This window comes from Pseudaminobacter soli (ex Zhang et al. 2022), from assembly GCF_014595955.1.
GTDB classification, from domain to species: Bacteria; Pseudomonadota; Alphaproteobacteria; order Rhizobiales; family Rhizobiaceae; genus Kumtagia; species Kumtagia pseudosoli.
Genome location: NZ_JABVCF010000020.1, coordinates 1 through 21,623, shown reverse-complemented (window position 1 = coordinate 21,623; position 21,623 = coordinate 1). Strand labels below are relative to the sequence as shown.

19 protein-coding genes are annotated in these 21,623 nt (G+C 61.7%); 6 read left to right on the top strand and 13 right to left on the bottom strand.

Going from position 1 to position 21,623, the window contains the following annotated elements:
* Positions 1-227: 227 nt before the first annotated feature.
* The 9 genes from HUI96_RS26425 to HUI96_RS26385 all read right to left on the bottom strand — a co-directional run bounded on the left by HUI96_RS26425 (position 228) and on the right by HUI96_RS26385 (position 9,939).
* Positions 228-1,163 carry a carbohydrate kinase family protein gene (locus tag HUI96_RS26425; protein WP_188257698.1) on the bottom strand — a complete coding sequence of 312 codons (936 nt, stop codon included), beginning with the start codon at positions 1,161-1,163 and terminating at the stop codon, positions 228-230.
* Positions 1,160-2,401 carry a BtpA/SgcQ family protein gene (locus HUI96_RS26420; protein ID WP_188257697.1) on the bottom strand — a complete coding sequence of 414 codons (1,242 nt, stop codon included), beginning with the start codon at positions 2,399-2,401 and terminating at the stop codon, positions 1,160-1,162. Before HUI96_RS26420 ends, HUI96_RS26425 begins: the two co-directional genes overlap by 4 nt.
* A gap of 57 nt (positions 2,402-2,458) precedes the next feature.
* On the bottom strand, positions 2,459-3,841 hold the full coding sequence (locus HUI96_RS26415) for an aminopeptidase P family N-terminal domain-containing protein (protein ID WP_237684394.1): 1,383 nt from the start codon (positions 3,839-3,841) through the stop codon (positions 2,459-2,461).
* A gap of 48 nt (positions 3,842-3,889) precedes the next feature.
* Complete coding sequence (locus tag HUI96_RS26410; RefSeq protein WP_188257696.1) at positions 3,890-4,939, bottom strand: ABC transporter ATP-binding protein; 1,050 nt, start codon at positions 4,937-4,939, stop codon at positions 3,890-3,892.
* A 1-nt stretch (position 4,940) separates the two neighbouring features.
* Positions 4,941-5,939: a dimethylarginine dimethylaminohydrolase family protein gene (locus HUI96_RS26405; protein ID WP_237684393.1), complete on the bottom strand. Its 999-nt coding sequence runs from the start codon at positions 5,937-5,939 to the stop codon at positions 4,941-4,943.
* A gap of 50 nt (positions 5,940-5,989) precedes the next feature.
* Positions 5,990-6,793, bottom strand: a complete 804-nt coding sequence (locus tag HUI96_RS26400) for an ABC transporter permease (protein WP_188257694.1) — start codon at positions 6,791-6,793, stop codon at positions 5,990-5,992.
* Complete coding sequence (locus tag HUI96_RS26395; protein ID WP_188257693.1) at positions 6,790-7,632, bottom strand: ABC transporter permease; 843 nt, start codon at positions 7,630-7,632, stop codon at positions 6,790-6,792. Before HUI96_RS26395 ends, HUI96_RS26400 begins: the two co-directional genes overlap by 4 nt.
* An 89-nt stretch (positions 7,633-7,721) precedes the next feature.
* Positions 7,722-8,819, bottom strand: coding sequence for an ABC transporter substrate-binding protein (locus HUI96_RS26390; protein WP_237684392.1), 1,098 nt, complete (start codon positions 8,817-8,819; stop codon positions 7,722-7,724).
* Positions 8,812-9,939, bottom strand: a complete 1,128-nt coding sequence (locus tag HUI96_RS26385; RefSeq protein WP_188257691.1) for a LacI family DNA-binding transcriptional regulator — start codon at positions 9,937-9,939, stop codon at positions 8,812-8,814. Before HUI96_RS26385 ends, HUI96_RS26390 begins: the two co-directional genes overlap by 8 nt.
* A gap of 200 nt (positions 9,940-10,139) precedes the next feature.
* On the opposite strand from HUI96_RS26385, the gene HUI96_RS26380 reads away from it, so the two are divergent.
* The 6 genes from HUI96_RS26380 (at position 10,140) to HUI96_RS26355 (ending at position 16,987) form a co-directional block, all read left to right on the top strand.
* Positions 10,140-11,756: a 5-guanidino-2-oxopentanoate decarboxylase gene (locus tag HUI96_RS26380; RefSeq protein ID WP_188257690.1), complete on the top strand. Its 1,617-nt coding sequence runs from the start codon at positions 10,140-10,142 to the stop codon at positions 11,754-11,756.
* Positions 11,753-12,481, top strand: a complete 729-nt coding sequence (locus tag HUI96_RS26375) for an MBL fold metallo-hydrolase (protein ID WP_188257689.1) — start codon at positions 11,753-11,755, stop codon at positions 12,479-12,481. Before HUI96_RS26380 ends, HUI96_RS26375 begins: the two co-directional genes overlap by 4 nt.
* Before the next feature lie 220 nt (positions 12,482-12,701).
* A complete protein-coding gene (locus HUI96_RS26370) occupies positions 12,702-13,370 on the top strand; it encodes a cysteine hydrolase family protein (RefSeq protein WP_188257688.1) in 669 nt (222 codons plus the stop codon).
* 17 nt (positions 13,371-13,387) lie between these two features.
* On the top strand, positions 13,388-13,687 hold the full coding sequence (locus HUI96_RS26365) for a GYD domain-containing protein (RefSeq protein WP_237684391.1): 300 nt from the start codon (positions 13,388-13,390) through the stop codon (positions 13,685-13,687).
* Between the two features lie 1,152 nt (positions 13,688-14,839).
* Positions 14,840-15,799 (top strand): DapH/DapD/GlmU-related protein, encoded by a 960-nt coding sequence (locus tag HUI96_RS26360; RefSeq protein WP_188257686.1) that lies wholly within the window; start codon positions 14,840-14,842, stop codon positions 15,797-15,799.
* 222 nt (positions 15,800-16,021) lie between these two features.
* Positions 16,022-16,987 (top strand): hypothetical protein, encoded by a 966-nt coding sequence (locus HUI96_RS26355; protein WP_188257685.1) that lies wholly within the window; start codon positions 16,022-16,024, stop codon positions 16,985-16,987.
* Between the two features lie 303 nt (positions 16,988-17,290).
* Here the strand turns inward: HUI96_RS26355 and HUI96_RS26350 are convergent, their stop codons facing one another.
* The 4 genes from HUI96_RS26350 to HUI96_RS26335 all read right to left on the bottom strand — a co-directional run bounded on the left by HUI96_RS26350 (position 17,291) and on the right by HUI96_RS26335 (position 20,933).
* Positions 17,291-17,584, bottom strand: a complete 294-nt coding sequence (locus tag HUI96_RS26350; protein ID WP_188257684.1) for a phosphopantetheine-binding protein — start codon at positions 17,582-17,584, stop codon at positions 17,291-17,293.
* A gap of 129 nt (positions 17,585-17,713) precedes the next feature.
* Positions 17,714-18,232 carry a hypothetical protein gene (locus tag HUI96_RS26345; RefSeq protein WP_188257683.1) on the bottom strand — a complete coding sequence of 173 codons (519 nt, stop codon included), beginning with the start codon at positions 18,230-18,232 and terminating at the stop codon, positions 17,714-17,716.
* Positions 18,220-19,392: an aminotransferase class I/II-fold pyridoxal phosphate-dependent enzyme gene (locus HUI96_RS26340; RefSeq protein WP_188257682.1), complete on the bottom strand. Its 1,173-nt coding sequence runs from the start codon at positions 19,390-19,392 to the stop codon at positions 18,220-18,222. Before HUI96_RS26340 ends, HUI96_RS26345 begins: the two co-directional genes overlap by 13 nt.
* Positions 19,392-20,933: an AMP-binding protein gene (locus tag HUI96_RS26335; RefSeq protein WP_188257681.1), complete on the bottom strand. Its 1,542-nt coding sequence runs from the start codon at positions 20,931-20,933 to the stop codon at positions 19,392-19,394. Before HUI96_RS26335 ends, HUI96_RS26340 begins: the two co-directional genes overlap by 1 nt.
* Positions 20,934-21,623 lie beyond the last annotated feature (690 nt).

Genomic DNA, 21,623 nt, shown 5'->3' with positions numbered 1-21,623 from the left:
ATCAGTGCTTTAACCGACGTGGATCGTCAGTATCGAGTGATCTATTCTGAGCCGACTCAAGAGGCAAAGCTTGCAAGGGGCCTTGACAAGCCGGCGTGAACTGAGCGGGTGGGGTCCTGATCACGAGCAGTCGCCTCTCTTGTCTTGTGCCAATTTCGAGCGCTCCGTGCAGTCAGGATGACAACGACCGTCTCGCGATCCGGATCAATACGCACGTATCGATACCGTCATGTCGCCCTGCCCAGAGATGCCCGAAAAGCTGCAACCGCGGCGTGGCTCGCGATGCCGCCCGCTGGCCCTCGGATCGTGACGGCACGCGCGGACGCTGCGACCGCGAGTTCCAGCGCGTCATCCATGCTACCGCCCTGCCCAAGGACATGGACCAGCGCGCCGCCGAACGTGTCCCCGGCGCCGGTTACATCCTCGACGGAAACCGCATAACCGGAAACGTCATATCGCGTCTCCCGGTCGAAGGCCTCGGCACCGTTGGCTGCCCGGGTCCGGATGACCGTACCGACGGCATTCTCTTCCATCCAGCCGCCGAGGCTCTCGACGGGGCAATCACCGAATGCCGCCGCGTAGCCGACCTGGTTTAGGATAAGGACCGACGCACCTTGCAGATAGGGCAGATCGGCCTCGCCGAAGCCGCCGACATCGAGATCGAAAACCGTTCGCCGGCCATGCGCGCGCAGGTCCTGCAGGAGGGCTGCCTGCTCCAGGTCACCGTGGCGCAAGCGTCTGGAGCGATAGAGCGTCGTGTACAGATATCCCGGCTGACGAAGGTCCCGCATCAGTTCCCCCGACAGCGCCATGGGCTGGAATCCCATGTCCACGGTCAGTACCACGTGCTCGCCCTCGGCGAGGAAGATGATGTTACGCGATTCAGCAATTCCCTCCTGGCGCAACATATGCCGGACCGAGACACCCCGCGCCTCCAATTCGGCGATCAGGCGGTCGGAGACCGGGCTGAAGTTGAGCAGGGAGACAAATTCCGTCGGCGAGCCAAGTCCGGCATGGACCGAGGCCGCATTGGCTATGCTGCCGCCGACATAACTTCCTAAAAGATCTACGAAACCCTTGTCGGCCAGGCCTGGCCAGCGCTCCGAGGCGTAATATTCGTCCAGGGATACGTCGCCGATGAAGAATGCCGGGGCGAGATTCATGCCACAGGCTCCGCCACCACGGAAACCGGTCCGCCTTCGACGTCCTGCCATTCCGTACCGGTGCGCACCCTCGCCATCCAGTAATAGGTCGTGGGGCCGTGCAGCCCGCGACAGGCATCATGCCAGGTGCCGGGGTGCATCACCGCCACCGTGCCGGGCGGAATCGAGAAGGCCCGCAGGTTCCCGGCATCGGGCCTCACCTGTGGTCCTGCCGCCGCAACGACGAGGACGATCGGCCCTTCGGCGCAGAACAGGGCTTCCTGGGTGTTCGGATGCCGCTCCATCTGGCGCACCTCGAAGGGCGTGCCGCCGGAACGGGTCATGCCGAGGCTCGCGTTCGTCGCAAGCAGGGGATCGTGCGTGTAGGCGTCGGACCAGCCCGGCCCATCCGTGCGAACGATGTTCTCGTCGGGATCGGCGGATCCTTCCATCGCAAGGACCTTGCCGAAAGGCGCGAAGGCGGCGGCATCGATGGGTTCTATGCGGATCGTCGCAGGTGGCGCACCGCGGACCTTGCGGACCTCTTCCATGAGCTCGCGGACATGGGCGACATCGACGATGCCCGTATCCTTGTAGCTGTCCTTGAAATAGGAGCCGACGATTGCGCCATCGGCGATCCGCATCTGATCGGCGGCGGTCGCCGCCGTCATGCCCGCGCCGACGATCAGCGGGTAGTCCGTTCCGACCACGGCACGAAAGCGCAGGATCTTCCCGTTGTCGGTGCCCTGCCCGGTCGCTTCACCGGTGACGACGAGTGCATCGGCACGGGCCATGCCAAGGCGGACATCCTCTTCCTCGCTGCGTCCAGACTTCACCGGCTGATACTTGAACCTCACGCCGCCGAAGAGCAGCGCATCGGTGGCCGCGCGGCGCTCCGCAAGTTCGGCAGCGTAGTCGGCGTCCTCATCGGGAGGGAGGTGGCCGCAGACCGAGTCGATCTGCAGGAAGGAAAGGCCGAACTCATCGACAAGCTCGAACCCGAGCCGGAAGTCACGCAGAAGGTTCAGTCCCACGACGATGCCCGGCGCATTCCTCTCGAAAGCCTCAAGCACGCGCCGCACGTCGTCGGGATCGCCGAAATAGTTCTCGACCACGAGCGCATCGACACCACCGGCGATCATGTCCCGGGTTTCGGCCAGAGCGCGCGCGAGGCGTTCTTCCGGCGTTGCGCCCCCGAGATGCAGCATGCCGAGCACCGGCTTGCCGTGGGGAAAAAGTATCTCGATCTTTGCTCGCATGTTTTCCCTGCGCCGGTGCAGAAGGGGCCGGACTCTCAGCCGGCCCTTGCTTCGTTGTCAGACCCGCGAGATCGCGAGATCCGGCTTGAGCAGATAGGCCGGGAGCCAGCCTGCAAGGTTGCTGAAGGGGAGCACCTCCGGCTTCACCCGGATGCCGAGATCATCCGCCATGAAGGCTCGGCGTGCTTCGATGCGGCCCCAGGCTTCGGGGAAGCGCTCGGCGAATTCCGCCCTGCCCCACTCATCCAGCAGGGCGATGCCGTCCTCGATATTGGTCGTGAAGTAGGAATTGCCGGGAGCAGGTATCATGTCAATCTGGATCGCCTGGCTCGAACGGAAGGCTTCCGTGCTGCCAGGACGGACCGGAGAGTGCATCCATTCGTCGATATGGATCAGGTGGCCCGGATTGAGCGCCAGCCTGAAGAAATCGTTGTCCAGCCGTGCGCGCATCTTCGCGTCGAGCTCGCCGCCGGTAACGCCGATGCCGATCGTCTCATACCACTCGGCTGCGGCCTCCCAATAGCGGGCGACGAACGCGTCGGCATAGTCGCGGGCATTGGCGGGCAGTTCGTCCGCGCTCTCGGCCACAAAACCGGCGCGCGCCGTCAGCGAACCCTGATAGCCGAAGGCGGTGGTGAACATCGCGCCCCGCTCGATCACCGCGTCGGAGGGGCTACCGACCCCGAAGCGCGCGCGTTCGCCGGTCGACAGCATCGGATGGCAGCAAAGCGGATAGCCGAGAGGCTGCATCAGGCTGGCGGCTTCAAACTCCGTCATCCCGGGCTTGAGACCGAAGATGACGCGCTTGACCGATTCCGAGCCATGCGTGGCAAGGAATTCGAAGCGCGCCAATTCTTCGATCTCGACCTCGGCGCGCAGCCCGTCGACGGGATGCATCAGAAGGCCGGCTGCATTCGTCACCGGCCCGATGGCGGCAAGCATTGCCGCCACATAGGCGGGCAGGTCCACCGCGCTGTCCGCGCTGGCCACTTCGGTGGGCAGAAAGTACTTCCAGCCCACGGCGCCGATCCTGTGCCCCTTCTCCAGTCCAGCGCTCGCCAGCAACTCGGGCAGCGGGACGGCCTTCGTCCTGTCCTGCCCAAGAAGGCCGAATCCTGGCCACAGCAGGGAGGATGTTCCGAGCATCGAGACGGCCGCGAGGCCGACATTCTCCGGCCCGGTGACGATCACCGGTTCCTTGCCCTTCACCGCGATCAGCAAAGCTTCCTCGAAACGTGGATCGAAGCCGGTGAGCCATGAAATGTTGGCGCAGTGCTCGCGGTCGGCATAGACGACTGCCGCATCGAGCCCTTTGGCGGCAATGCGGTCCATGAAGCGCGCAAAACGCGCCTGATAGGTCGCTGCCGCGATCTTCGGGATCTGGCGCGGAACTCCGTAGTCCGGGAGCGCGATCGGCTTCAGCCTGGCGGTACCAGTCAAAACGATTTCCTTTCAGGTTGCGGGCGGCCTTTGACGACCGCATCGTTTCTATCTCAGCACGCCGACGGCTTCGGGCCGGGCGTGGAACGTCAGGTCCTTGCCGAGCGCGTCCTCGGCAACGAGGTCGGCCGAAATCGACGCGACGAAGGTTTCACCGCTCCGCAACCGCAGCGCCAGCCGGTTATGCGTTCCGCCGAAGACGAAGTCCTCGACCTTGGCGGTGAAGCTGATGTCGCCGTCACGGCCAGTACCAAACCCGATATCGCCCGGGCGAAGCCACAGCGTGGCCGAGCCGGCGTCTTCGCCGGAATCCCGCTGCTCGGGCAGCGAGAAGCTGGTTCCGAAGCCCTGCCAGACGCCGTTCGCGCGGCTGCCCTTCACGAAGTTGTTCTCGCCGAGAAATTCGGCGACGAAACGCGTCGTCGGAGATTTGAACAGTCGGGTCGGCGAGCCTTCCTCGACGATCTTGCCCTTTTCGAACACGGCGATCCGGTCCGACATGGTCAGCGCTTCCTGCTGGTCGTGCGTGACATAAAGGAAGGTGACGCCCGTCTCCCTGTGCAGACGGCGCAGTTCCGTCTGCATCTGTTCCCGCAGCATACGGTCAAGCGCCGACAGCGGCTCGTCGAGCAACAGCACGCGCGGGCCGAAGGAGAGAGCGCGCGCCAGCGCCACGCGCTGCTGCTGGCCGCCGGAGAGCTGACGCGGTTTGCGGTCGGCGAGGCTCTTTAGCCCGACGAGCGCGAGCATCTCTTCGACGCGTGCGCGGATGCGCACCGCATCCCATTTCCGAACCTTCAGCGGAAACGCGATGTTGCCGCTGACCGAAAGGTGCGGGAACAACGCGTACCCCTGGAAGACGAAACCGAAATCACGATCCTCGGGCTCCCGGGCGATAATGTCCTGCCCGTCGAGCAGGATCCGGCCGGAGGTGGGCTTGTTGAACCCCGCAAGCGACATCAGAAGAGTCGTCTTACCCGAACCGGAGGGGCCAAGCAGGGAGATGAACTCCCCCTCCTTGACGGTCAGAGACACGTCGTTGAGCGCCCTCAGGGGCCCGTAGGTCATCGTCAGGCTGTCAACGACGAGAAAGGACATCTTAGACCGGGTCCCGAGCAAGAGGTGCCGTCGAGCAGTGAATGCCGCCGCCACCCGCCTCGACAGGCTCATAGTCGCAGGTGATCAGTTCGACGCCGGCGTCCGCAAGGCGATCCTCGAGGCGCTTCGAGCGGCTGCCGTGCATGACGACCTTGCTCGGAGCGATGGCGAGCGAATTGAGCGAGAAGGCGTTGTCCTCCGGCGGAAGCTCGATGAGCTTGATGCCGCGCTTCTGCAGGTATTCGATGAAGAACCAGGGAAGCTCGTTGAGGTTCACGATCGCCTTGTCGACGTCGATCATGTTGAAGGCGCCGTCGATATGGATGCGGTAGCCCATGCCCGGCAACGTGATCAGTTCGACGCCATGATAGGCGAGGATCGCCTGCATCTGGCGAACGCCTTCCTCGTTGCACGCCACCGAGACGCAGCAGACCGCCGTCTTCTCGTCGATGTTGGCGTAGCCGCCGCCTTCGAACACGGCGTTGCCGGTCAGCGTAGCGACGATCGGGCAGCCAACACGCGCCAGCGCGCGGGTGACCGGCAGTTCCTCGCCGCGACGCACCTTGCGGGCGAGTCGGGTCACGATGGCGCCGCTCTTGATTCCGACGCAGCTGTCGCGGGTGTAGACCTGCTTCATGCGGCCGGGCGCCGCCTCACCGACCAGCACGACGTTGACGCCTTCCTTGCGCAGGATGTCGGTGAACTGGTCGTGGGCCCTCTGCATCGCGGCCAGGTCGGGAAGTTCCTTGCCGATCCAGTACCAGCCCTTCTCGGGATCGCCAAAACCGCCCACCTCGGGCATCGGCTTGTCGGCTCTGACGACCTTGAGCTCGTCGCCAGGACGATGCATCAGCACGGCGCGCAGCTTGCCCACGTCATTGGAGCAGCCCCAGACCCCGCCCCACACTTCCTGCTGTTCCTTAGGATCGTCGAAGGCCGGCTCGGGAACGGATCCGAAAGTCTGGAAGAAGACTTTCTCCCGGTATTCGTGATCACTCATTGCATGCGCTTGACCCATCTGAATTCCTTTTCGTTGCACGAGGGTGAGGCCTACTTCGCGGACCCTGCCCGCGCTCCGCGCCCCTTAAGAAGGGTCTGCGCGATCAGCACCGCCATGGTGGCGATCAGCAGAACCGCGGCGATTGCGGCCAGGGCCGGGTCGATCGAGTCGGTGATCGAGGTGTAGATCCGCCGCGGCAGCGTGACGAAGTGCCGGGCAGTGATGAACAGCGTAACGGTGATTTCGTCCCAGGAGGTGATGAAGGCCAGAAAGGCCCCTGCGGCGAGCCCCGGGGCGATGTTGGGCAAGATTACGCGTCCGAAGATCGTAATCGGCCGCGCGCCAAGGCTGCGCGCTGCGGTCACCATGCGGTTGTCGAGGTTCGCGAGCGAGGCGGCGATGGCCAGGAATGCCATGGGCAGCGAGAGCACGACATGGACGACGAGGACACCCCAGAACGTGTCGAGCATCGATACCTTCGACAGCACGCGCACCATGCCGACTGCATAGATGATCGGCGGCACGATCAGCGGCGACAGCATGAGCAGCCGCACCGCCGAGGGCCACCATCCCGACCTGATCCATGCGCCTACGGCGAATGCCGCCGCGATGCCCGTCGCCATGATCGCGGTCGCGATGGCGGCCAACGCGGAGTTGCGGAAACTGGGCACCCAGCCTTTGGCCGGGTCGGTAAGCGAGCCGTAGTGCTCGAAGGAAATCCCGTCGGCGGGAAGCGACAGGTAGGACTTGTCGGTGACGGAAACGGGGATCACCACCAGGACCGGCAGGAACAACAGCAGCAGGAAGAGCCAGACGACTGCCATCAGGAGCCGGTTGCGTGTTCTGGCGCTCATTTCGAGCTCCCCCCAAATGCCGCCCGCATAGCGGGGCTGCGCAAGGCCAGCGCAAGCAGCAGTCCGACGACAATCAGCAGCGCGGCCGACAGAGAGGTGGCGAGGTCCCACCGCCCGGTGTTGGAGATCTGCACCGAAATGTATTCGGCGATCATCAGGGTCCGGCCGCCGCCGAGCAGCGCGGGCGTGATCAGGAAGCCCAGCGAGAACACCAGGATGAAGAGCGAAGCCACAGCGATTCCGGGCAGGCTCATGGGCAGCCAGACCCGCAGGAACACGCTCACCGGCCGAGCACCGAGCGAACGGGCCGCCTGAACGACGCGCCGGTCGATATCGGTCAGGTTGGCGTAGAGCAGAAGCACCGCGAACGGCACCATGTAGTGAACCATGCCGATCGTCACGCCGACGCGATTGTAGACGAGCTGGATTGGCTCTGTGATCGCTCCGATGGACATCAGCCCACTGTTGAGCACCCCCTGGGAGCGCAGGATGGTGATCCAGGCGAAGGCACGGACCAGAACCGAGACCCAGAACGGAATCGACACCATGAGCAGCGCCACCTTTCGCTGCCGGTCGCTCATGTGGATCATCCCGAACGCGATCACATAGGCAATCACCATGGTGATGACGGTCGTGCTGATGGAAACGGCCAACGTTGTCTGCACCACGCCCGCCACGGCGCGGCTGGTGAACAGGCGCTCGTAATTTGCGATTGCCCCCTGGCCTTCGGTCAGGGAAAGCCCGAGCACCTGAAGGATCGGCAGGGCATAGAGCAGGATCACCAACAGGCCGGCCGGCACTGTCAGATATAGGGCGAAGCGTTCGAAGCGTGACGACATGTCCGTTCCCGCGAAGGCCGCAGACGAGTTTCGATTGCGGGGGCCGCCCGCACTCGCCGGCAGGGCAAGTGCGGGACGGCTTCACGAGATCAGGTAGCGATCAAGTCGAGGAACTTGTTCTGCACCTCCGCTTCGTGCGCCGCGTACCAGGCGGGATCGACGAGAACCTGCCCGGTGGTGTTGGTCCCGGAGGTCGGGTTGAAGACGCGATCCTCGTCGGTCATCAGCGCTTCTGCGGCCGGATTGGTCGGGCCGTTGCCCATCAGGCGCAGCAGGGTGATCTGCGGCTCGGGGTCGAGTGCGGAGTTGATAAACTCGAACACCTTCTTGCCGGCCGGATTGCCCTTCGGCACAGACCACGCGCTGACCAGCAGGGTGTTCTGGTTCCACGTGATGGCGTAGTCTGAGTTTTCCTGGACGAGCAGCTTGGCGCGGGTGTGCCAGATGTTGCCCATGACCACTTCGCCGTCACGGAAGAGCTGCTGGCTCTGGGCGCCGCCTTCCCAGAAGATGATTTTGTCGAGGTGAGGTTGCAGCTTGGCGAAGGCACGATCGACGTCGAGCGGGTAGAGATTTTCGGGAGCGACGCCGTCGGCCAGCAGGACTACCTCCAACTGACCCTGGATCCACTTGCACATGGTGCGCTTGCCCGGGAACTTCTCGAAGTCGAAGAAATCCCTCCAGTCAGTCAGCGTGTCGGCGCCGGTAGCCTTCTTGTTGTGGAAGAGGACGTTGGCAAACGCATAGTTGCCGACGCCAAATTCCTGCGCAAAGTTGGGAACCTTGTTCTTGTCGACGATGCTGTAGTCGATCGGCTCGACATAGTTGCCGGTCGCCAGCACGCGCGCGTCGATCAGGCCGTTGTCCATGACGTCCCAGATGACATTGCCGCTATCGACCATGGTGCGCACGGAGCCCAACGCCGGACCGGCGCCGTCTATGACAAGCTTCATACCGGTCTGGGCGGTGAACGGGCCACCGAAAGCTTCCTGGAAAGCATCGACGGCGACGCCGCCCCAATTGCAGAGCACGATTTCGTTCTCGGCAGCGTTGCCGGTGCTCGGGCGCAGCGTCACGCCAAGGCCCAATGCCGCCAGCGCCGTGAGGAAGCCACGACGATCGACGTGGCCGGCCTGGAATTTCTGCAGCAGAATCTCTGCGGAGTCCTTTGCGAAGCGGTTACTCATTGTCATTCCCCCTTTTCTGAGTTCGATTTGCCTTTGCCGCTGTTTTCGGCTTCGGCGATGCTCCTCTCGGTGCGGAGCGCCAGTGACGGCGCTGGCGCGGCTGGGTGACGGAGCTGCGCTTGACGAGCTCGACATCGACATACTCGACAACGTCTTGGGTCAGTTCGCCGTTCAGCAGGCTGACCAGCATCTGGACTCCCCGAACCGCGAACGCTTCGGCCGACTGGCGGATCGTCGTGAGCGGCGGCCCGATCACGTCGGCATTCGGGATATCGTCGAACCCGACGAGGGACAGGTCCTCCGGGACCGACAGGCCGGCCCCGCGAGCCGATCTGAGAATACCGAGGGCGACCATGTCGGCAGCGGCAAAAATTGCCGTGGGCGGCTCGTCGAGCAGGTCGAGGGCGGCGAAGGCCGCCTCGCCATCCTCCGAATTGTAGCCGGCAAGCAACATCAGGGCCGGGTCGACGGGAATTCCCCTGGTTTCGAGCGCCTCACGATAGCCGGCCATCCGTTCTGAACTGGAGATCAGGCCCTCTTGACCGCCGACAAAAGCGATCCGGCGATGGCCGGCGGCAAGCAGATGCTCGGTCGCAAGCCGCCCGCCCTCGCGATTGCGCGCATAGATGCGCGGAGCTTCGGCATCCGGCGCATCCTCGTCGAGCAGAACGACATTGCGCACACGGTTGATCGTTTCGGCGATCTCGGAAGCGTTGGAATGGTTGGTCATGAACAGGATGCCATCCACCTGCGCGCTCTCGATACGCCGCAGAGCGGCGATCTCGTTTTCGATGATGTTCCTGCTGCTGAAGACCAGGAGGCTGTAACCAAGCCGCGCGCATTCCGCCTCGGCCGCGCTCGCGATGGCGGAAAAGAACGGATGAGCGATATCCGAGAGCACGAAACCGAGCGATTCGCTGCTGCCGAGGCTCAGCCTGCGGGCAGCGACATTAGGGCGGTAACCGAGAGCACTTGCGGCAGCCTCGATGCGAGCCACCGTCTCGACCGGCAGGGCAATTCGATTGTTGAAGTGCCGCGACACGGCCGTCACCGATAGCTGGGCGGCCGCCGCGACGTCGCGAATCGTCACAGCGCGCTGCTTAGCGGCGCGAGGCCTCATCAGAACACCTCCGCGCCATAACAGCCCTGCAGATTGTCGCAGTTCTCCATCCGGCGCTCCTCAGCCGCAGCCCCAGTACAGCGAGCATAGATCATCCATCTGAGCTTTGTAAAGCGATTTACTAAACCGCTTTATCTGTATTATATACGGCCATGCCCGGACGCGGCCGCGCCACCCCGAGCGCCGAGGAGAAAAGCGAGATGCGGAGCCTGGGAAAATATCTCGTGGAGATCCTGGAGGCGAACGGCGTCGACTTCGTCTTCGGCATACCCGGGGTCCACACCGTCGATCTCTATCGCGGCCTTGAGAAGTCGAGCATCCGCCACGTTACGCCCCGGCACGAACAGGGCGCGGGCTTCATGGCGGACGGCTACGCGCGGGTGACCGGAAAGCCGGGGGTCTGCTTCATCATCACCGGCCCGGGCATGACGAACATTGCGACGGCCATGGGACAGGCCTACGGGGATTCGATCCCGATGCTGGTCATCTCCTCGGTGAATTCGCCAGGCGAGATCGGATCCGGCCGGGGCCACCTCCACGAACTGAAGGACCAGCGCGCCTTGATTCGCGGGGTGTCGGCCTTCAGCCACACGATCCTCGATGTCCGCGAGATCGAGCCGGTGCTCGCGCGGGCCTTCGCGCTCTTCTCGGCTGGCCGGCCAAGGCCCGTCCATATCGAGATCCCGGTCGCGCTGCTCAACGCCGACGCCTCGGCCATGCCCCCTGCCGGGCGCTTTTCGCTTCCGCCACCGCCCGGTCCCCCGGCCGATGCGGTCAAGGAAATCGCCACCCGGCTCGCCGGGGCCAGGCGCCCGCTGATCGTCGCCGGCGGCGGCGCTCTGCGTGCGGCAGGCGCCATTCGGTCCTTGGCCGAGCGGCTCGGCGCTCCGGTCCTGATGACGGTCAATGCACGAGGCGTCTTCCCGGGCGATCACCCGCTTGCGGTTCCGTTGACCGGGGAGTCGGACCCCGTCATCGAATTCCTGAAGGGGGCGGACGCGACACTCGCGCTCGGAACGGAGTTCGGTCCCACCGATTTCGCCGACGCCCTGCCGGCCACCGCACGCCTGCCCGGCTGGCTTGCCCGGGCCGACCTTGACGCCGAACAACTGATGCGCGGACTGCTGGCCGACCTGCCGCTCCTGGCCGATGCGCGGCTAACGGCCGAAGCCGTGCTCGCGGCGATGCCTGCGGGTGAACCCGGCGGCGTCGGCGCCCGGACCGCGCAGGCCGCGCGGCAGGAGGTCGAAGCGGCGATGAATCCCGTACTGTCGGCCGGGCTGCGGATGCTCGACATGCTGGCTGAAACCTTCCCCGACGCCATCGTCGCCGGGGATTCGACCCAGCCGGTCTACGCTGGCTGCACCGCCTTCGGAGCGCCGCAGCCTGGGGGCTTCTTCTGTTCCGCCACCGGCTTTGGGACGTTGGGATATGCGCTTCCCGCAGCCATCGGCGCCGCTTTGGGCGCACCTGACAGACCCGTGTTCGGGCTGATCGGCGATGGCGGGCTGCAGTTCACCATTGGCGAGATGGCAAGCGCAACAGAGGCGGGAACCTGCGTCCGCCTGATTTTGTGGAACAATGCCGGATACAGCGAGATCAAGAAATACATGACGGATGCCGGAGTCGCTCCGCTGGGCGTCGATATCCACACCCCGAACTTCGAGCCGATCGCCAAAGGATTCGGCTGGCGATACAGCAAGGTTGCCAACATGAGCGAGTTCGCTGCCGCCCTTGCCTCTCCGGGCAAGGGCAATGAGGTCATCGAGATCGACGAAACCTCCTTCGTCGCCAGTCTCGCAGGAGGCGACGCATGAGCGAAGACGCGACCGGCGACTGGTTCGTCGTTGCCGATCTCGGCGGCGGACTGTTCAGGATCCATGAGCCGCATGTGCACCGGTTCTTCCGGGGCAACGTCTTTCTGCTGCGAGGACGCGATGCCAACCTCCTGATCGATTTCGGCATGGGCCTGCGTCCGCTTGCCCCGCTGGTGGCCGGGCTGGCGGGGCGCGCGCCCCTGATTGCGGTGGCGACCCACAGCCATGCGGACCATATCGGCGGGCTCCATGAATTCGCCGACCGTCGTGCCCATTCCAGCGAGGCGGTCGCCTGTGCGTCGATGCCCGACAGCGCCACATTCGCGCCGATGTTCCGCGCGCTCGACGAACCGGTGACTGTCCCGCCCGGGCCCGGCTGGCAAAAGCAGTACTGGCGCATCGCCCCCGCTCCGCTCACCGCGACGCTGGACGAGGGCCAAATCATCGATCTCGGCGATCGGCGCTTCGAGGTGCTGCATCTCCCCGGCCATTCACCCGGCAGCATCGGGCTACTCGATCGCGAGAACGGCCTGTTCTTTGCGGGCGACGCCATCTACCGCGGCACGCTGGTCGACGATCTGCCGCACAGCGACAGGGTCGTCTACCGCAAGACTATGGCCCGGATCGCCAGTCTCGACGTGGCCATCGCTCATGGCGGCCATGGCGAGGCGCTTTCGGCGCAGGAGATGCGCGAGATTGCGCTTGGCTACCTGGCGGGCGCCTGATCGCCAAGCACCCTGCCTTGAAGAGGATTCCGGCAGGATCAGCGCGGCTTTGATCGCCCGCATCGCGGCAAGTTCTCTCGGGCTGCGGAGCTAGTGAAGAAACGTCAATGTTCGAGCCGTCTCCGGTGATAGCCAAATCGAGGGAACGATCAAGCGTGAAACAAATCGAGTTTTCCGCCCCGGGGTCGAGCGTTACCACCACTCGGAAAGGACGGACGAGATGATCAAAGCCAAACCATTTGACTTTCCATACGACGGAAACCTTGATCCTGCTGCGACGGCGCTGATCGTCATCGACATGCAGCACGATTTCCTCTCGAAGGATGGCTACTTCGCCAAGCAGGGCTACGATCCGTCGCCGCTGCGGGCGATATTGCCGACCATTTCGAAGCTAATCTCAACCTGCCGCACTGCTGGCATCCGGGTGATCCACACAAGGCAGGGTTATCGCGCCGATTTGGCGGACATGACGCCCTACGAAAAATGGCGCCGCGAGCGATCCGGGATGAATGGCACCGATGTTCTGGTGCGTGGGAGTCCTGGGTTCGAAATCGTTCCCGAGATCGACGTCCGTTTGGAGGACATCATCGTCGACAAGACGTGCAACAGCGCATTCACCTATACCGACCTCGAACATATCCTTCATGCACGGGGCATCACGCACCTCCTGTTTACCGGATGTACGACCGATGTTTGCGTCCACACGACGCTGCGTGAGGCTTGCGACCGAAACTTCCAGTGCCTGACGATCGCCGATGCATGTGCAAGCGGGGACCAATACGCGCATGAAGCTGCTGTGCACATGGTGACCGTCGAGAATGGCATCTTCGGTGCGCTCTCCGATGCCTCCGCAGTGCTCAGGGCGCTATCCGAACTACAAAATTCATGACAGGAAAGACAGCGACCATGGTCCATCAGAAGTACGTCTCCCTAATGAAGCTCACCGAGAAGGGGCTTCGGGAGTTGGCCGACAGTCCGAAGCGGCGGGAGGTCAGCGAGGCCCGCGTAGCGGCAGTAGGAGGCCGTTCCCTCGCATTCTACGCCGTCGTGGGTGCCTACGACTTCGTACAAGTGTTTGAAATGCCAAACAACGAGGCCATGATGCGATACGTCTTAACCGCGAGACGCGATGGGCATGTCGAGCCGCTAATTCTACCAGCGTTCGACACGAACGTGTGGAGCGATATTGTAGGCCATTTTCAATGACGAGGCTTGCCTGTTGAGTGTGCAGAATGCGCGTTTCGGAGAGGGATTTGTGGTCCCTCATCCGGAAAGGATTCGGTGCGACAGGGCGGCCATCGCTCAAACGATTACCGGATGACGCGATCAGACCGGGGATCGTGCTAGGGGCGCGCCTCAGGGCACCCCTTCTCACAAAACCGGGCACACGGTCGTTACCGCGGCGGTTCGACTCCGCACCTACGATGGGCGGCTCTCGCAGAAATACTCGTGTCGGTGCGCGTCATGCATCAGCGGTCACGCGAGCGGCGTAAGAAGTCGGCGAATCTCGTTGCGGAGTGGAGTTGACATCTGCCCCTCAGTGAAGACACGCAGGTTCATGTCTTCGATAATCCGCTCGCGCAGCGCATTACCGGTTGGGCGCGAAGAATCGATGGTCCTCAGTTGCTCCTCTCAGGCAGAGAGGGATGCCCTTTATGCTCGGGGGTGGCAGATGCCCGCCCGTCACCCCTCCTCGCTTGCAGCCTCGACAACGCTGCTATCCTCGCGCCAGTTCCCACGCAGCGCCTTCCGCGCGAGCCGGTTTGTTTCCCACGCAACCGCGACTTACAGATCCTCATGGCTCTGTCCGCTTTCAGGATAGGCTATCTCTATGGCCGAGATGCGGTGCAGGCCTGTCGGACGGCTAAAACGGGCCGAAAAGGGACGGCAGCTTTCAGGCCTCATGGTGCCGAAAGCTGACATTCTTGTGACCCGAGCATCAAGCTGATTCTAACGAGCGATGCTCGGTTGTCCTGTCTCCTCGTAGGATAACGGCTGAAGCTGCCATGGCCGAATGACTGCCAAGGGAAGGCTTCGATCTTGCCCTCGGGGTATTAATGCCGGAAAGACTCTAGTGTCGCCATAAGATCGCAGCAGCAGATCCGCATGCGCCCACGTTCCTGCGCCACGCCTTGCAGACACGACGATCTTGGATATGCTTGCGCTCGCATGGAGTATTCTAGTTTGATTCAGGTTCGAATGCGAATAATTTTGCGGCGCTGTTACTTGGAGCCGCACGCGATAAGACTACTAGTGTTTAGCTCAATTGGAGACTTTTACCCAATTTTGCGGAGTTGCAGTTCCAGACGCCCAATGAAATCCTGATTTTCTACGAACGAGAACGAGGGAGTCAGTGTGATGCTTGAATCCAAGTCAGCCTTGTTCCCATCGTGTTCCCATGATGAGGGCTTTGTGAAGACTGACCTATTTCATGTCAGCGACTTTGCAAAAGAGGCGGGATATTGCGTTCTTCGTGATGCAGCGTTCACTCAAATTGGTTTTCTGAATCATCACGGTTCGGGTTTGCTAGTACCGTTGCATGAAGCGAGCATGATAGATCACCTGACAAATCTGGGGGACCGGCTGGCCGTTGTATTGACAACGGCGGAGATGGCAGAGGCAGTCGGCGGGCAAGTCGGCTTGATTATTGCAGACTCCCCGTTGGATGCCTTCTGGCGGCTGCACCTCGCCATTGGACGCCGGCTAGAACGTGAGCAGCCTCTGAAGCCCACGGTGATAGCCGCCACAGCGAGAATCCATCCCAGCGCCCACATCGACGAGCGGGGCATTGAAATCGGCGCGGGCAGCGTGATTGGTCCGAACTCCAGCATCATCGGGCGAGTAATAATTGGCAATGAGGCAATCATTGGTGCCAACGTGGCAATCGGGACTGAGGGTTATCAGGTGGCGCGCCTCAACGGACAGGTTACCAACGTACGCCATTTGGGCGGCGTGCGAGTCGGCGACCGTGTCGAGATTCAGGCCGGAACAATTATCAATCGCAGTCTGTGGACGGATTTTACTGAAATAGGCGACGACACTAAGGTGGGTGGATCTGCCTTCATCGCTCATGGCACGATTATTGGCCACAGATGCAGAGTGATGACTAAGTCAGTCATATGCGGCAGTGCGCTTATCGGGAATGACGCTGTAGTAGGTGTCGGTGCCATTGTCTCCAACGGCATTTCTATTGGCAGCGGTGCGACAGTGATGATCTCAGAACTCGTCCGGCACGACCTTCCTGAAGGCATGCTGCAGTTGCAGGGGCGGCACATCGAATCGCGTAGGTTTGCGCTCATACGTGCGTTGACGAACTGATCATTGAGTTCGCTGAGAGGAATAACGGTCCGCTAGCTCCTTTGTTGGCCGCCAACACAGAAGGATCTTCGGGTGGAAACGAACCCTCCGGACATAGGCGCAATGAACCGATTTGGCAGGGACACCGTAATCGGCAAGGTTGCGCACGGTCCTCTGGAGAACGACGCGTCAATCCAAAATCCGTCCTTGCCTGGCTTCTCTTTGCCTCGGCTTCGGACGCTGATGCGTCACGCAATCGACTCAACCGAGCTAGATTTATCCGGCCTGACCGTCCTCACTGAGGCGGCGAGCGGAGCTTATGCAACAACTGCAGTGATAGCGGCGATGGCTGGCGCCGAGAAAGTTAATGCATTTGTTCGGCCTAGTCGTTATGGCTCAGTCGCGGACGTTCAATCCTGCGTCATGCAACTCGCATCATTTGTCGGTGTCGAAAACCAGGTCACCATTCTTGAGGACCTGCGGGAAGATGCGCTCAGCAGGGTCGACATAGTTACTAATAGCGGCCATCTCCGCCCTCTATCGGCTGACCTCATCGACAATCTGCCTGATTATGCGGTCATAGCCTTGATGTTCGAAGCATGGGAGTTTAGGGCGAATGACATCGACGTAGACGCTTGCCGTCGTCGAAACATTCCCATTGTAGGCGTGAACGAAAGACATCCCGCCGTCGACGTCTTTTCCTTTCTCGGTCCCCTTTGCGTGAAGCAACTGCACGATTGTGGGTTCGCCGGCTATCGCAACCGTGTTGCGCTTATTTGCGACAACGATTTTGGAGCGTCTTTGGCCCATGGATTGTCGGCTGTCGGGGCAAGCATCGATGTGTTCACGGATGCTGGCGATCTGGTTCGCGAAGAGTGGGATGCGATAGTCATTGCACTGACACCCGGGGAGGAGCCACGAGTGGGTCCGTCGGAAATACATCACATTGCCAATTGCGTCCCGCCGGGAGCCGTTGTCATTCAGTTTTGGGGAGATGTGGACCACGAAGCAGCGCGGAGCATGGGCCTTAGCATTTGGCCCGCTTTACGACCTAGGCCCGGGCACATGGCCGTGCTGTTGTCGGATATTGGACCTGAGCCGATCGTAAGATTACAAGCAGGCGGTCTCCGGGCGGCGGAGTTGGTCAGGCGTGAGGGTACGCAATCGCGAAATGAACTCGCTCAACTAGTGTCTCTCAATGAACTTTAACGCGCTCTTGGCGGAACTACGAATAGCCGTGTTCGGGACATCGCCGTCATGCCTAGATCTTGGAGCCGCCCCACAGCGTCTTCGAGGAACACATGCGGTCGATTTCGGCCACCCACGTCCTTAATCGGGCAGCCCGTTGTATTCGCCTCGATTTTGAGTACTGGAGCGTAGTATGACCGCGATAGGGAGCACCCGCGACTTCGGGCCGATTTGGATGAAACAGGATGACAGCGGTCGCCTATAGGGTTCCGCTTGAAGTCACGCATTACCGGCGGCTGAGATGTCGCGTCATCAGTTCCCTTACTATTTCTGCACGTCCCACTTGGCACTGGCCTCCATCGGCATCAGCCCAGCGACAACCTGCGCCATGCCGTCGATGGTGGAGAACGTCTCCGACAGGAGCGCCTCGTCAGGAACTTCAACGCCAAAGACTTCCGTGATGTAGGCGAGCGTCTCAATGACGCCGACCGAGTCGACGTAGCCCGCCATGAACAGATCGACAGAGCGGTTGAAGCCAGGATCGTCTTCAGCGATCCCAAAGGATACGCAAAGGAACTGCTCAAGTTTTTCTGCTATTCCAGAAGCATTCATGCCCATGCTCCTTCTACACAGGGATTGCAGACCGAAAGCGGCCGGCCCGGATGAAACGGTCGAGTGCCTCGTCCTCGCCGACCTCGTGAAGCCGGCGTGCCACCTCCATGCATGTCGCCGATCTAGGCACGAACCTTAGGACGTCGATACGGTCGAACTGTCGAGACCGCCAGACAGGCACAGGTAAACACGCCGGCCGGGACACGCGGCAGCGATGGCGCAGAGATAAGAATCCAGAAACTGCCGAATCTGCGCTCCTATTTCGGCGAGACTCACCTCGAAGGTTTGCTTCGCCTCCGTTGAGGTCGCCTTCACGTCAGAGACGGGACGACCATGCTCGTTGAGTGTCACTATGCGCCCACGCGGCAGTGCCATGATATCGTCGAAGGCGTAACCGGCATGGACGAGATGTGCTGGCCGCGCGGCAAAGATGAGAGTGTCGTCCTCACGGCGCCCCCAGAACAGCTTGCCAAGGCCCAGTCGGTCGCGGAATATGCGCGCTCCGCCTCTGCCGAGGAACTGGACCGCGGAAGCGATGCCATCAAGATGCGCCGGGGACGCTCGACCCGCAGCAACGTCATCGGTTGCATAGGCATGTTGACCGTCCCAGCCCAGAACGGGATCGGGCTCCCCAAGGAAGGTCATGCCAGGCATTGGGCCGCCTCTTCTTCGAACACACTGAGTGCCCGCTCGAGCATCGGCTCAGAGCCTGTGAGCGCCAGCCGAAACCAGGCGGCATGATGGAAAACTGGCGCCGGGAGGACAAGGACACCGCGTGTTGCGAGGCGTCTCGTGAACTCCCAGTCGGTGAAACCTGGCGGCGTCTCGACATAAACGAAGAGAGTGGCGTCCGCCTCGACGGTGCGGTAACCGGAGGCGCGCAGCCGATGCATCAGCCGCCCACGCCAACTGTTGAGCCAGCCATGATCGTAGGTCAGCGCGAGCAACCGGGGTAGCGCTTGCTGCATTAACGCGGTGGGAGTGGCAATGCCGGTGATCCGCGTCCAGCGCTCAAGTTCTGGTGCAATCTCGGCTCGGTTGGGATGGCTGGGCGAGACGGCGGCATAGCCCAGGCGCTGGCCCTGCATGTAATGGTACTTGCCGAACGAGTAGACGATCACGGTGCGTGGGAAATAGCGCACTAAACTCTGATAGCTATTGGGCGCCGTGAAGTCGCGGTGAGTTTCGTCTGCAATCAAGGTGATGGTCGCACCGAGTGCAGTTGCACGCGCAGAGATTGCGCTGGTAAGAGCATCCAGCGTCGCATGACTGTAGTTTTCCCCAGTCGGATTGCTAGGGTGGGATAGCAGGACCACACGGGTCTGTTCCGTCACGGCGAGCGCGATCGCGGCTGGATCGAGAGTAGCATTGCGATTCGGCGGCACCATCACCGGCGCTGCGCCGATATGTCGAACGTAGACCGGGTAGTCGAGCCAGCAGGGAGTCGGAATGATGACTTCACCCCCTGGAGCATCTGCCGCCAGTAAAGCGATCTGCAGCGCCGACATGGCACCTGGCGTCAGGACAACATCGCGGTAGCGGAAAGGCAGGTTGTGGCTCTGCCGCAATGCATCAGCCACGAGCCGGCGGGCGATGGTCTGGCCTCCGAAAGGCGCATATTGGAGGCCGAGCAAACGGCGCTGCGCAAGGGCATCCCGCAGCGCCATCAAGGCGCCTTCCTGAGCTCCTTGATAAGGATTGGCGTAAGACAAATCGCATACACGGTCGCCAAGCCGCACTGCCTTGCGGCGGATTTCTTCGAAGGTCTCAAGCGGCTCGAGCAGCGAAACGATCGACGCAGGCACCATCGTCATCACCCCTCTATGTTAGACAGGGCTCTGCTGTCGTGCTTGCCGCTTGCGGTACGGGCAAGTGCCTCATGAACTGTGTAGCGCACCGGCTGCATGTAGCGCGGCATTTCGCGCGCAGCATATTGCTTCAGCCGCTCAAGACTTCCGCCCGCTTTGAGCACCACGTGGGCGATGATGGCATCGCCCCGCATCTCGTCGGGTTCTGTCGTGATGACACTTTCGACGATCTCGTCCGAGCCGTAGAGAACCTCGGTAATCTCATCTGGGCTGACCCGGTGACCTAGCGACTTGATCAATGTGTCGCGGCGACCAATGAAGAAGAGGTCGCCGTCCTCGTCCATACGCACAAGGTCGCCAGAAAAGACGACACGCTCGGCATCTGGGGTGCCGGCCGGACGCAACGGATTGGAACCGAATCGCGCACAGGTGGCCACGGGATCGTTCCAATAGCCAAGCGTTACGGTCGGGCCCCGATGCACAAGTTGGCCAATCTCACCCGGCGCACACGGAGTGAGATCGTCCCGCACCACCAGAATCTCGGCACCGGGAATGGCGCGCCCGATCGAGCCAGGCTTGCGGTCCACCAAATCAGGGGGAAGATAGGTGCTGCGAAACGCTTCGGTCAGGCCATACATGAGAATGAGATCGGCGCCGGGTTGGGAGCCACGCAGGGAACGTACAGCTCCCGTCGGCATCCGCCCGCCGGTATTGGTCATGACGCGAAGACTCGGAAGCCTTTCTGCACGAAAGCGCCCGACATTAAGAAGCTGCAGCCATAGCGGCGGCACCGCCGGCAGTACTGTAATTTTGTGATCAAAGAGCGTCTGGACAATGCGCTGCGGCACCGGAGAGCGCTCTACGACAAGCGTCGCACCAGCACCGATTGCGCAGAGCAATTGATTGAGACCGTAGTCAAAGCCGAACGGCAGAAGGCTGGCAATCCGATCATGCTGGTTGATATGGAGATAGGCAACCACAGCGCGCATACCGGCCCACACATTGGCGTGGCTGACCACAACGCCCCTGGGCATACCAGTCGAACCCGAGGTATAGATGATATGCGACATGTCGGCACCGGTGCGCGGCGTGAGATCCAAGTCCGCAGCGGGCATTTGCTCCGACAACCCGTTGATCTTGATCACTTTGGCATCAGACGGCAGAAGCTCAGGCAACCGGTCAAGAAGACCATCGGCACAGACCACGAAACGCGCACCAGAATGGCTTAGGATGTAGTCGATCTGTCGGGCTTTCAGCGTCTCGCTGAGGAGAACGGCCACCCCGCCGCATGCAAGGACACCAAAATAGGATGTGGCGCTCTCCACGCCGCGCTCGAGCAGAATGGCGACCCGGTCGCCTGATCGAACGCCGGAATTTCGAAGACGGCAGGCAAGCGCGAGCGCCCTTCTCCACAGTCCCTCAAAGCTGACCATGCGGCCCCCTGAGGCCTCGAGTACGGCAGTTCGCTCGCCGAAATGCCGCGCTGCGATTAGAAGACTACCTGCTGCATTGCCCAATTCTGTATTGAACACACTGATTGAATTCATGCTTTTGTTCCACAATACATCTCCACCGCGAAAGCAGCTTATTATAAACCGTATCTATACAACATCGACACGCGCAAATAGTTAGACTCAATCAAGATTTGGTGACTAGTTATGATATTTAGCGTATTAATTCTGCTTCTTTGAGATTTCTATGAGAACAAGCCTCACAAAAGGCGTATAAGTGAAGTGTCGAAGACGAATGCCGTTCGACGCTTCGCCAGCACGGGGCACTGCGGCTTGCGCTTGACGTAGACCTCGGCTTCAGGCGGGTAGTTCGGGTTGAGGAGGCGCTTGGCATAGGCCCCCGCGGAACATCCTGTCGTTCAAGTCCAATAGGCGTGGCACCGAAGCCAAGACCTGAGCGGACCCTGCCTCTGCGGTCACCAGCCGAAGCCCGGTAAGACGCCCACCAGCTTGGTAGAGTGCAGGAGGCAGGGATCCAACATGCTCTGCTCTGGATGACTGTCTCGGGTCCTCGCTCGCCTTCCAGACCGTCTGGATGACCTTTGCGGCCTGCGGTCTTGGACTAATAGCCCGTCAACATGCTAGATTCAGAGAAGGGGAGCACTTCGAGCAGCCGCCGCACTGAGATCGCAGTGATGCCAATGCCGATTGTGAATCGGCGTGCAATTTTGACCCCTTAGCAGGGAGGATCGGCGTCCAAAATTGACCCCCCTCATTCAGTCGATC